Raw genomic sequence first — 10134 nt, 5'->3', positions numbered from 1 at the left:
CTGGCCTCTGCCGCCCAGCAGGTTGAGTTGGCGGCGGCCTTCGGCCCGGCTGGCCCCGCGGGCGTGCTCGAGCGGCTGCAGGGGTGGGGGCCGGGTGTGCTGGTGGGCAGCGGCGGCAGCAGCGGCCGGCGCCGGTGGTGCCTGCAGCCCCTCTCGCACCTGCAGGCCTCGGCGGCGGCCACCGGCACCTGGCTGGCAGCCCAGGGCATTGAGCCGGCGGCCTGCCTGCATCTCAACCCCCTGCCGCTGCACCACGTCAGTGGGCTGCTGCCGCTGGTGCGCTCCAGGCAGTGGGGCTGCGGTGTGCAGCGGGTGGAGCCAGCCCTGCTGCGGCAGCCGGAGGCGGTGGCGGCGGCGCTGCCCCTGCCCAGCGATCGCCCCGTGCTGCTCTCCCTGGTGCCTACCCAGCTGCAACGGCTGATGGCGACACCGGCGGGGTTGGCGTGGTTGCGGCAGATGGCGGTGATCTGGCTGGGCGGCGCTCCCCTGCCCGCCAGCCTGGCCGGGCGAGCCCGCAGCGCGGGGTTGCGGCTGGCCCCCTGCTACGGCGCCACCGAAACCGCCGCCATGGTGTGTGCCCTGGTGCCGCATCTCTTCCTAGCTGGCGTCAGCGGCTGCGGCCAGCCCCTGGTCGATGTGGAGCTGCAGATCGAAGCTGCCAGCGGCGCCATCGCCGTGCGGGCCAGCCGGCTCAGCCCTGGCTGGCTGGAGGCCGGCCAGCTGCAGCCCCTGCCGCGCAACGGGGCGGGCTGGTGGTGCAGCGGCGATGGCGGCGAGCTGGGGCCCGATGGTCTGCTGGTGCGGGGCCGCCTCGATGGGGCCATCCACAGCGGCGCAGAAACCGTCTTCCCCGAGGAGCTGGAGGAACGCCTGCTGGCGGCTGCGGCGCTGGCAGGTCTGCCCCTGCAGGCACTGCTGCTGTTGCCGGTGAACGATCCGGAGTGGGGCCAGCGGCTGGTCGCCCTGGTGCGGCCCCACTCCGGGGCTGATCCGGAGGCGCTGCTGGCGAATCTGGCGGCCTACAGCCAGGCCTGGCCCCCCGCGGAGCGGCCCCAGCGCTGGGTGGTATGCGGGCAGCTGGCCCCCACGGCTGATGGCAAATGGCAGCGTCATTGTTGGCAGCAGTGGCTGGCCTCGCTAGAAGCTGGGCCAATGGGCTGACACCACCGGGGTAGGGAAAATGACCAAACTCAGCGATTCGGAACTCAGCAACCGCAAACTGGCGGCGGGCCTGACGGGCATCTTCCTGGGGGCCTTTGGCGTGCACAAATTTGTGCTGGGTTACACCAGGCCTGGGGTGATCATGCTGGTGGGGTCAGTGGTTGGCGGAGTGGTGACCTGCGGCGTTGCCAGCTTTGCGCTGGGGGTGATCGGCCTGATCGAAGGCATCATTTATCTCACCAAAACGCCGGAGGAATTCCAGGAGATGTATATCGATGCTCAGAGGGAGTGGTTCTGATGCCACCAATTGCCGCCGCTGCCCTGCGCCGCGGGCCCCTGCTGGGCCTGGGCCTGGCAGCGGCGCTGAGTTTTGCCAGCCTGGCCGCCATTCCCCCTGAGGGATTCCATCCCCTGGCCCAGCTTGCTTGCCTGCTGCCCCTGCAACTGGCCGCCCTGTTTGTGGTGTTCAGCAGGCCTCAGAAGGGCTGAGGATCGCGCCGCTGGCTGCAGAGGCCTCCAGCCAGCGGACTATGGGGTCTGGAAGGGGGCAACGGGCCCTGCTGGCGCTTTTGATCGCCAGGTGGCGGCTGAGGCCGCGGGCCACGGGTTGGCCATCGCTGGGCTTGCCGCGGTGAAAGGTGTAACTCAGCTCAAAGCAGCCCGGATCGATCCGCCGGGGGTCCAGTTTGATCGCCAGGGGATCGCCGCAGGCCATGGGCGCCAGGAAGTCGGCTTGGCAATGGACGATCGGCAGGGCGACGGCAGGGGTATGGCCCGGGCGTGGGAACACCTCCGCCGCCGCAATGCCGAAGCGCTCCAGGCTCTCCTCGTAGGCCTCATGGCACCAGCCCAGCAACTGGTGGAAGTGCATCACGCCGGCGGCGTCGGTGTCACCGAAGCGCACGCTGCGGCAGAGCAGCAACCAGCTGCCGGGGTCAACTCTCTCTGGTGCGGAGCCATCCGCCTCTGTGCCAAGGGCCCCAGCAGTCATGAGCTTGCTTGATTTAATAGCCAACTCTGCCCTGTTCAGATCTCCGCTGCGGCAGGGCGGAGCAGAGCTGCTGTAAATCGCAGGCCAGGCCTGGTTGACCCCTTTCATATAGCTGTAAAGAAAGTAACCAGCTGGGGACTGGCCATCGAAATCTGGCTGAGGCTGGATCTAGTGAGAAATGATCAACCCGAGATTTTATATGACTACTGCAAGCTTCGATCAGCCCTCTGACCTTTCCAGTTTCGATCCCAAGGTGTTGCGTCAGCCTTCCGCCGGATCGCTTGGTTATCGCTGCAGCCGCCTCCTGGCAGCGGGCTTCAACAGCACCCAGATGGCGATGGCCGAAGCCTATATCAACGGCCTCGAAATTCCAGATGCCCTTTATCGAGGCATGATCCATGCCTCGATGCCAATTCTGTTCCGCCACTTCCCCGCCTTGCTGGCGCCTTACGAATGGGTGCTGAACGAGTCGGATCGGATCGCCGAATCAGCCAAGGAACTGATGGACATTCAGTACGACCGGCCGCAGCAGATGCTGAATCAGATGCTGGGTGACTGGGAGCCCATCTATCCCAAATACAGCACTGGGTTCTGGGAAAAAGGCGCTGAGGATCTGGAAGCATCCCAGCGACACATGATTGACCAGATGATTGATCGGTTGGGCATTGAGGATGGCGATCACCTTCTCGACTTTGGCTGCGGCTGGGGCTGTGTGCCCAATTATATTCTTTCTAAATTTCCCAATTTGCGCTGTACCGGCGTAAATCTCAGCCGAGGTCAATGCGCCTACATGCGAGCGAAGATGAATGATCCGCGCAGCCAGCTGAGCTCGGGGCGATTCACCCTCGTAGAGGGCGACATTAATGAGGTGGTGTTCCTGGAAAAATTCAGCAAGATCATCTCCGTTGGGGTGTTTTGCCATGTGGGTAATCTCACAAAGGCCTTCGCCAGACTGGCCTCCTTGCTGCAGCCCCAGGGGAAGGCTTTGATTCACATCATCACCGTGCGGATTCCGAATAACATGTCCTCAGGTTTTACCGATAAGTACATTTTCCCCGGCGGTCGCTATTGGAACCATGACGCCATTCCAAGCCACAGTGTCGACCTCAAAACCGTTCAGCGTTGGTATATGAATGGATCCAACTACCATCGGACGCTCACCGCATGGCTCGATCGATTCGATGCTTCGCAGGACCTTGTAAGTCACTTGGACTACGGCATGGAATATGCAATATTTAGGCGCATCTGGCGATTTTACCTGTTGTTGCTTGGCACAATTTTTGCCACCTGCGATGGTGAATTCAATGGTAATGGCCAATACTTAATGACCCATGCCTGAGCGCTGAAGGCAATCTGTTCCCTCCTCTGTTCCCTCCTTTGTTCCCCTCCTTGCTGCCCTCACCCCGAGGGGAAGGCGCCGAGCCCAAGGCGCAACATCCAGTAGCCCAGCAGCCCCGCCGCCGCCCAGGCCAGGGGCCAGGTGGGCAGAGTGCGGGGCCGCAACCGCCGCTTTCGAAACGCCGCGATGCTCCACGAGATCAGCCCCGCGGCCACCAGCGGCCCGAAGGCGTGCTGCTCCAGCGAACCCGCCAGATCCCCCCGCAACGCCAGCTCGGTGGCCCGGGTGAGAAAGCAGGTGGGGCAGGGGATGGAGGTGAGCGCCCGCAGTGGGCAGCTCCATCCCGGCAGGTGGGAGTAGCCGCCCTTGAGCCAGAGATAGCCGGTGAGGCCGGCGGGCAACAGGAAGCCTGCCTGTTGAATTCGGCGCAGAAACGGGGTCAGCAGTTCAGGCTATTCAGCGATCTACCGAGCCCATGATCACGTCGATTGAGCCGAGGATCGCCATGATGTCGGCCACCTTGGCCCCCTTGAGAATGTGGGGCAGGATCTGCAGGTTGTTGAAGTCGGCGGCGCGGATCTTGAAGCGCCAGGGGGTGACGTCGTCGTTGCCCTGGATATACACACCGATTTCGCCTTTGCCCGATTCCAGCCGGGTGTAAAGCTCGCCGCTTGGTATCTTAAAGGTAGGGGCCACTTTTTTGGCCACGTATTGAAAATCGAAGGCCGAGGAGGGGCCACCCTTGCCTTCTGCCAGCTTGCGGGCCGCGAGGTTTTCGGTGGGCCCCCCTGGGATCATCTGGCATGCCTGGCGCAGGATCTTCAGGGATTCGCGCATTTCTTTGACGCGAACGCGATAGCGGGCAAAGCAATCGCCCTCCTGTTCTGTCACCACCGACCAGTCGAAGTCGTCGTAGCATTCGTAGTGATCTACCTTGCGCAGGTCCCAGGGCACGCCCGAGGCGCGCAACATTGGGCCTGACAGGCTCCAGTTGATCGCCATCTCGCGGCTGATCACCCCTAGGCCCTCGATCCGCCGCCGGAAGATCGGGTTATTGGTGATCAGCTTCTCGTATTCGTCGATCTTGGGACCAAACCAGTTGCAGAAGTCGAGGCACTTTTCCAGCCAGCCGTAGGGCAGGTCTGCGGCTACACCACCGATGCGGAAATAGTTGTTGTTGATCAGTCGCTGGCCGGTGGCCGCTTCCCAGAGGTCATAAATCATTTCCCGCTCACGGAAAATGTAGAAAAATGGTGTCTGTGCGCCCACGTCCGCCAGGAAGGGGCCAAGCCAGAGCAGGTGGTTGGCGATGCGGTTGAGCTCCAGCATCAGCACGCGGATGTAGCTGGCGCGCTTGGGCACGGGCACATCGGCCAGCCGTTCCGGCGCGTTCACCACAATCGCTTCGTAAAACATGCCGGCCGCATAGTCCATGCGGCTCACGTAGGGCACGAACATCACGTTCGTGCGGTTTTCGGCGATCTTCTCCATGCCGCGGTGCAGGTAGCCGATCACCGGCTCGCAATCCACCACGTCCTCGCCATCGAGGGTCACCACCAGCCTCAGCACCCCGTGCATTGAGGGGTGGTGGGGGCCGAAGTTGACCACCATCGGCTCCGTGCGCGTTTCCAGCTGCGTCATGGGGCCGTGGCTTGTAGGGCGTTCATACCAGCTTAGGAAACCTTGTGGCCCCGTAGTCACTCTCCCTAAGGTTGGCCGAGATTCCCGCGGCAGTTCACCCATGGCCCGGCGACAACGCTCTTTTCTGCACCGCCTCCTGGCCCGGCCTGCAGGGGCTCTGTCGGCCTGGTTGCTGGCCCCGAGCCAGCGTCGTGCTGCCCAGGTGCGCCAGCGGTTGGTCAGCAGCCTGGTAACGGCGCTGCCCCCGGCCGTACAGGCCACCGACCAGGGCCTGGTGATCGTGCAGGGTGCCCTGGCCCTGAGCCTGGCCGATGGCCGCTTTGGCCAGCAGGAATGGGAGCTCTACCGGGAATGCCTGGCTCGGCTCAAGCTCTCCGATAGCCAGCTGCGCAGCATCAACATGCGGGACAGCCCCGACCTGGGCCGCATCGGCGCGGGCCTGGCCGCCCTTGGTGATGGCGCCCACCGGCTGGCGGTGGGTCGTTGCTACTGCCTGTTTGCGGCGGCCGATGGTGAGGGGGGAGCGGCCGAGTTGGGCCTGCTGAAGACCCTGCTGGAGGCCCTCGGCTATCCCGAGCTGGAACAGGAACTGCCGGCCCTCTGCCGCCAGTTCCGCCAGAGTGAATCCTGGCTGGCTAAGCAGCGAGCAGCCTGGGGAGAGCGGCTGGCCCGTTGGCTGCTGCCCTCCGCGGCAGCCCATGGCTGACCCCGAAGGCGCAGCCTTTGTCCACCTGCCGGTGCTGGCCCAGCCGCTGCTGGAAAGCTTTGCTGAGCTCGAAGGACTGCTGATCGATTGCACCCTCGGCGGCGGCGGCCACAGCGCCCTGCTGCTGCAGGCCAATCCCGGCTTGCACCTGGTAGGGCTGGACCAGGATCCGAGTGCCCGTGCCGCCGCCGCCGAGCGCCTCGCCCCGTTTGCTGATCGCGTCACGATCGTGGCCACAAACTTTGCCGACTACATCCCGGCCGAGCCGGCAGTGGCGGTGCTGGCCGACCTGGGGGTAAGCAGCCCCCAGCTCGACGTGGCGGCGCGGGGCTTCAGTTTCCGGCTGGCCGGCCCGCTGGACATGCGCATGAACCCCGAGGCCGGCGAGACCGCCGGGGAGTTGATCGACCGGCTGGACGAGACGGAGCTGGCCGATCTGATCTATGCCTACGGCGAGGAGCGCCTGTCGCGCCGCATCGCCCGCAAGATTAAGGAGCACCTGGCCGAGGAAGGGAGCTTCAGCGGCACCGCCGCCCTGGCCTATGTGATCGCTGGCTGCTACCCCCCCAAGGCGCGGCGGGGCCGCATCCATCCCGCCACCCGCACCTTCCAGGCCCTGCGAATCGCCGTGAACGATGAGCTGGGTGTTCTCGATCGGCTGCTGACGGCGGCGCCGGATTGGCTGGTACCCGGCGGCCTTTTCGGGGTGATCAGCTTCCACTCCCTGGAGGATCGGCGGGTGAAGACCGCTTTCCTCAGCGATGGGCGGCTGGAGCGGCTGACGCGCAAGGCGATTCAGGCCACGCCGGAAGAGGCGGAGGCGAATCCGCGCAGCCGCAGTGCCCGGTTGCGGGTTGCCCGGCGGCGGCTCAGTTGAGCAGGCCGGTGCGGTCTTCGCTGCCGAACAGCTGGCGGTAGGCGGCGGTGGAGATGCACAGCACCACCGGAACCACAACCAGCAGCCCGCCGTAGCTGAACAGGGCAGCAATGGAGTGGATCACCCCTTCGACAATGCCGAGCCAGAGCACCATCCACCAGCTGGGGTTCACCCCCTTCATGCCGGCGCCGATCGTGGCGGTGGCCTTAGGGGTGCCAAACAGCGACACCTGGATCAGGAATTTCTGGGTGACCAGCAGCCAGATGAAGAAAATGGCCACCACGACCATCGGGATCACGGTGAGGGCCTCGTTGAGCTTGCCCAAACCGGCACCGATCAGGGCGGCGATGGCTCCGGCGACTGCCACCAGGATTGCCAGCAGGATGGCTGAACCGAGCAGGCGGGCGCTGGCGGGGCGGTCCCAACGGGTGAAGTCGGCGAAGCAGGGCTTGCGCCCCTCCAGGCTCAGCCAGGCGCCGCGGGTCAGGCCGACGACGGTCCAGAGGGCCACGATCACATAGCCGATCACGCCAACGATCAGGGCTATCCAGGCGCCGACGGGGTGCACGACCATCAGCTCGTTGACTTCGGCCAGGCGGGCTCCGCCCACGGCGCTGAGGGCTGCAAAAGGCAGCAGGATCACCGCAGAGAGGGCTTCAAACAACAAAAAGACCCAGGGAGCCCGACAGAAGGCTGCCCAGCCCTCTTCGACAGCCTGCAGCACATTGAGGCGGCTGTCGCCTGCGGGGGTAGGGGCCATGGTCAGAGGTAATTGGGTCAGGTAGTTGGGCCTGACGGTAGCGATCGAGACAGGTTTCCGCAGCCGGCCCGTAACGGTTTGATGGCAGGGCCGATTTTTATGGTTGGCCTGTTTTGATGATTGGACCAGGTTTGATGGTTGGTTCAGTTTTGATGGTTTTTCCAGTTTGTTGATTGAGCAAGTTTGGTGATTGAGCCAGCGCTGGTCTGGTGGTTTGCCCTGGGGATCCAGCTGCTGGCGATCCCCGGCTCCCTGCTGCCCGTGTTGCCGGGTTTGGCCTTGCTGCCCCTGGGGGCCCTGCTCTGGCTGTGGGCGGTGGGCTGGAATGCCGCCTGGCCGCCGCTGCTCCTAGCCGGGCTGCTGTTGCTGCTCGGCTGGGCGGCTGAGGCCCTTGGGCTGCTGCTTGGACCTGCCCGGCTGCAGGCCAGTCGCTGGGCCCCGATCGGGGCGGGGGTGGGGCTGTTGGCGGGACTGCTGGGTCTGTTGCCGGCCCTGCCCCTGGGCGGACCAGTGCTGGGCCTGGTGCTGGGCCCCTTCCTGGGGGCGAGCCTGGCCCAGTGGCTGGCGGCCCGCGGCGCCCCGGGTCGGGCCATACAGGTGGGGTTGGCGGTGGTGGCGGGGATGCTGGTGAGCCGCCTGGCCCAGGCCCTGCTCGCCCTGGTGGGGGTGCTGGGCTTCATCTGGCTGACGAGCTGAGCCGCAGCTCACCGCGGGGCTGGGGAGTCAAAGATCGGTGCCATCGAGTGCGTCAGGCGGTCGTTCGCTAATTGCTTGGGGTCAGGTCCTATGCCCTTGAAGGACTCGGCTGCGTCGCAGGTGAGTTCCAGCAGACGGGCGTCGCTCGAAGTGTTGAGAAATAGCTGGGGGTTGGCGAGTACGAAGTGAATTGACCGGGTAGCGATCTCGATGTCGTCAATGGGTTCGTACCAGGAGAAATGTTGTTGGTCGCCTTCGCTCCAGCGTCTCCGGGCTAGGGCCTTTATCGTTTGCACTGCTACATTCCGCTCTGAGCATACCCTCAGCAGTTTTTCGACGTCGCTGGCATAGCTGTCGTCTTCGAGTTGCATGTGGTTGTACGGCAGCAAGACCGATGTGAAGTTGGCCCGGCTGAGGCTGCGCAGATGCATAGCGGCGCTGTGCTGTCCATGACCGGTGATGCCGATGTGGCGGCACAATCCCTCCTCGCGCGCCAAGAAGAGCGATGCGACTGCGCCGTTTGGGGCGAAGGCCTGTTCCCATTCATCAGCTTCGACCAAATTGTGCAGTTGGATCAGGTCTACCGAGTCGACACCCATCCGTTCGAGGCTTCGTTCCAGTTCGGCGCGGGCAGCGGAACCTTCGCGCTCGCCGGTCTTGGTGGCCAAAAATATTTCCTCGCGTTTGCTGGCGAGCCAAGGGGCGAGCCGTTGCTCGGAGGCGCCGTAGCAGGCGGCGGTGTCGATGTGGTTAATGCCTCGACGGGAGACGACCGCGAGTGTGGCGTCGGCGTTTTCCTGGCTCATGTTCCCCAGTGCGGCAGCCCCGAAGATCAACCTGCTACTGCAATGGCCAGTATTGCCGAATAAAAGAGAAGGCTGCATAGATTTGATCTCAAATATAGTGTTAAAGCCTAAATCCAGCTACCATGCTCGCCCTGTTGGGGGTGGTGGAGTTCGTGCTGATCACCACCGTGCTGGGGGCCTGAGGCGAAGGGTCTCAGATCCAGTTCTCCAGCAGCAGCCCCGGCACTCGGTTGAACTCCCGCAGATTGTTGCTCACCAGGGTGAGCCCTTCGCTGCGGGCGTGGGCAGCAATGTGCAGATCGTTGACGCCGATGGGTTGGCCTTTTCGTTCCAGATCGGTGCGGATCTGGCCATAGTGGCGGGCCGCTTTGGGCCCATAGGCGAGCACTTCGAGGCGGCTGCAGAAGTTCTCCACAACCGCCAGATTGCGGCTGGGATCGCTGCTCTTTTCGCAGCCATGCAGCAGTTCCGCCAGGGTGATCGTGGAGATTGCCATATGGCCAGCGTGGCGATTGAAGCTGCTCAGAAGCTCCTGGGGCCTTTGCTTGATCACGTAGATGCAGATGTTGGTGTCGAGCAGATAGCGGAGCATCGGCTGATTCAGAGCGATTCCCGCTCGCTTTGACCCTGGGATGGGCGCTCAGCCAGAAAGTCGTCGGAGGCGGTGGGGCCGTCGCGGAAAAAGCTGTCCCAGCTGCTGCCCACCGGGGCGATGATCCGTTCCTGGCCGCAGGCGCGCACTTCAACGGCTGTCACGGAATCCGGCAACCGCAGCGGGGCCGGGATGCGCACGGCCTGGCTGCGGTTGCTGAGGAAGAGCTTGGTGACCGCCACCATGGCTGCTGCGCAATGGGATATCCATACAGTCTATCCCATGGGTCTGGCGGTTGGCTGGTTCTGGCGTCTGAGGCCTCAGCTGAGCAGGGTCACCTCAAGGGCTGTGGACGTGGCTCCGCTGCCGTCGGCGTCGAATCGGAGGATGCCGGTGGCGGTGCCCCCGAGCCACCGACGTGACGGGATGTGCGGTCCTGCCGCTCTGCGATGGCGGACCTTCAGCGGCGCAGCGAGATGACCGCCTCCGTCACCGCCGCGAGGGCCAGATCGATCTCGGCCTCCGTGCTGTCCCGCCCCAACCCGAAGCGGATTGAGGCGGCCGC

14 protein-coding genes are annotated in these 10134 nt (G+C 64.4%); 7 read left to right on the top strand and 7 right to left on the bottom strand.

The features are described from left to right. The 3 genes from KBZ07_RS11170 to KBZ07_RS11160 form a co-directional block, all read left to right on the top strand. A partial coding sequence (locus KBZ07_RS11170; protein WP_315860165.1) for an AMP-binding protein occupies nt 1-1161 on the top strand: 1161 nt, incomplete at its 5' end. A gap of 19 nt (nt 1162-1180) precedes the next feature. Beyond that, nucleotides 1181-1459, top strand: coding sequence for a TM2 domain-containing protein (locus KBZ07_RS11165; RefSeq protein WP_254931682.1), 279 nt, complete (start codon nt 1181-1183; stop codon nt 1457-1459). Then, nucleotides 1459-1650, top strand: a complete 192-nt coding sequence (locus KBZ07_RS11160) for a hypothetical protein (RefSeq protein WP_254931681.1) — start codon at nt 1459-1461, stop codon at nt 1648-1650. The genes KBZ07_RS11165 and KBZ07_RS11160 overlap by 1 nt, the downstream gene beginning before the upstream one ends. Here the strand turns inward: KBZ07_RS11160 and KBZ07_RS11155 are convergent. After that, nucleotides 1628-2152: a thioesterase family protein gene (locus KBZ07_RS11155; protein WP_254931680.1), complete on the bottom strand. Its 525-nt coding sequence runs from the start codon at nt 2150-2152 to the stop codon at nt 1628-1630. The two genes, KBZ07_RS11160 and KBZ07_RS11155, sit on opposite strands and share 23 nt — an antisense overlap. 178 nt (nt 2153-2330) lie before the next feature. Between KBZ07_RS11155 and KBZ07_RS11150 the strand changes: the two genes are divergently transcribed. Then, on the top strand, nt 2331-3491 hold the full coding sequence (locus KBZ07_RS11150) for a cyclopropane-fatty-acyl-phospholipid synthase family protein (RefSeq protein ID WP_254931679.1): 1161 nt from the start codon (nt 2331-2333) through the stop codon (nt 3489-3491). 59 nt (nt 3492-3550) lie between these two features. Here the strand turns inward: KBZ07_RS11150 and KBZ07_RS11145 are convergent, their stop codons facing one another. Both KBZ07_RS11145 and KBZ07_RS11140 read right to left on the bottom strand, forming a co-directional pair. Next, the gene (locus KBZ07_RS11145) at nt 3551-3892 is read right to left on the bottom strand and encodes a DUF2752 domain-containing protein (protein WP_315860164.1); all 342 of its coding nucleotides are present in this window, start codon (nt 3890-3892) and stop codon (nt 3551-3553) included. A gap of 55 nt (nt 3893-3947) precedes the next feature. Next, complete coding sequence (locus tag KBZ07_RS11140; RefSeq protein ID WP_254931678.1) at nt 3948-5132, bottom strand: NAD(P)H-quinone oxidoreductase subunit H; 1185 nt, start codon at nt 5130-5132, stop codon at nt 3948-3950. Nucleotides 5133-5232: 100 nt separating this feature from the next. On the opposite strand from KBZ07_RS11140, the gene KBZ07_RS11135 reads away from it, so the two are divergent. Together KBZ07_RS11135 and rsmH are read left to right on the top strand one after the other, a co-directional pair. Further along, a complete protein-coding gene (locus tag KBZ07_RS11135) occupies nt 5233-5838 on the top strand; it encodes a hypothetical protein (RefSeq protein ID WP_254931677.1) in 606 nt (201 codons plus the stop codon). Then, nucleotides 5831-6715, top strand: coding sequence for a 16S rRNA (cytosine(1402)-N(4))-methyltransferase RsmH (rsmH, locus tag KBZ07_RS11130; protein ID WP_254931676.1), 885 nt, complete (start codon nt 5831-5833; stop codon nt 6713-6715). Before KBZ07_RS11135 ends, rsmH begins: the two co-directional genes overlap by 8 nt. Here the strand turns inward: rsmH and KBZ07_RS11125 are convergent. Next, the gene (locus KBZ07_RS11125; protein WP_254931675.1) at nt 6708-7475 is read right to left on the bottom strand and encodes a hypothetical protein; all 768 of its coding nucleotides are present in this window, start codon (nt 7473-7475) and stop codon (nt 6708-6710) included. The two genes, rsmH and KBZ07_RS11125, sit on opposite strands and share 8 nt — an antisense overlap. Before the next feature lie 186 nt (nt 7476-7661). Between KBZ07_RS11125 and KBZ07_RS11120 the strand changes: the two genes are divergently transcribed. Continuing rightward, nucleotides 7662-8171 carry a DUF456 family protein gene (locus KBZ07_RS11120; RefSeq protein WP_315860163.1) on the top strand — a complete coding sequence of 170 codons (510 nt, stop codon included), beginning with the start codon at nt 7662-7664 and terminating at the stop codon, nt 8169-8171. Between the two features lie 8 nt (nt 8172-8179). On the opposite strand, the gene KBZ07_RS11115 is transcribed toward KBZ07_RS11120, so the two are convergent. The 3 genes from KBZ07_RS11115 to vapB form a co-directional block, all read right to left on the bottom strand. Then, nucleotides 8180-9055: an aldo/keto reductase gene (locus KBZ07_RS11115; protein WP_254931673.1), complete on the bottom strand. Its 876-nt coding sequence runs from the start codon at nt 9053-9055 to the stop codon at nt 8180-8182. Between the two features lie 115 nt (nt 9056-9170). Next, the gene (locus KBZ07_RS11110; protein WP_254931672.1) at nt 9171-9569 is read right to left on the bottom strand and encodes a type II toxin-antitoxin system VapC family toxin; all 399 of its coding nucleotides are present in this window, start codon (nt 9567-9569) and stop codon (nt 9171-9173) included. A gap of 8 nt (nt 9570-9577) precedes the next feature. Further along, on the bottom strand, nt 9578-9814 hold the full coding sequence (vapB, locus tag KBZ07_RS11105) for a type II toxin-antitoxin system VapB family antitoxin (RefSeq protein ID WP_197151981.1): 237 nt from the start codon (nt 9812-9814) through the stop codon (nt 9578-9580). Between the last annotated feature and the right edge of the window lie 320 nt (nt 9815-10134).

It is taken from the genome of Cyanobium sp. BA20m-14 (assembly GCF_024346295.1).
This window is presented reverse-complemented; position numbering and strand designations above follow the sequence as displayed.

Coding starts and splice junctions, on each gene's coding strand:
- KBZ07_RS11150 (WP_254931679.1), top strand. CDS start 2,331: ATGATCAACCCGAGATTTTATATGACTACTGCAAGCTTCGATCAGCCC.
- KBZ07_RS11110 (WP_254931672.1), bottom strand. CDS start 9,569: ATGCTCCGCTATCTGCTCGACACCAACATCTGCATCTACGTGATCAAG.
- KBZ07_RS11155 (WP_254931680.1), bottom strand. CDS start 2,152: ATGACTGCTGGGGCCCTTGGCACAGAGGCGGATGGCTCCGCACCAGAG.
- KBZ07_RS11125 (WP_254931675.1), bottom strand. CDS start 7,475: ATGGCCCCTACCCCCGCAGGCGACAGCCGCCTCAATGTGCTGCAGGCT.
- KBZ07_RS11160 (WP_254931681.1), top strand. CDS start 1,459: ATGCCACCAATTGCCGCCGCTGCCCTGCGCCGCGGGCCCCTGCTGGGC.
- KBZ07_RS11135 (WP_254931677.1), top strand. CDS start 5,233: ATGGCCCGGCGACAACGCTCTTTTCTGCACCGCCTCCTGGCCCGGCCT.
- KBZ07_RS11115 (WP_254931673.1), bottom strand. CDS start 9,055: ATGCAGCCTTCTCTTTTATTCGGCAATACTGGCCATTGCAGTAGCAGG.
- vapB (WP_197151981.1), bottom strand. CDS start 9,814: ATGGTGGCGGTCACCAAGCTCTTCCTCAGCAACCGCAGCCAGGCCGTG.
- KBZ07_RS11140 (WP_254931678.1), bottom strand. CDS start 5,132: ATGACGCAGCTGGAAACGCGCACGGAGCCGATGGTGGTCAACTTCGGC.
- rsmH (WP_254931676.1), top strand. CDS start 5,831: ATGGCTGACCCCGAAGGCGCAGCCTTTGTCCACCTGCCGGTGCTGGCC.
- KBZ07_RS11165 (WP_254931682.1), top strand. CDS start 1,181: ATGACCAAACTCAGCGATTCGGAACTCAGCAACCGCAAACTGGCGGCG.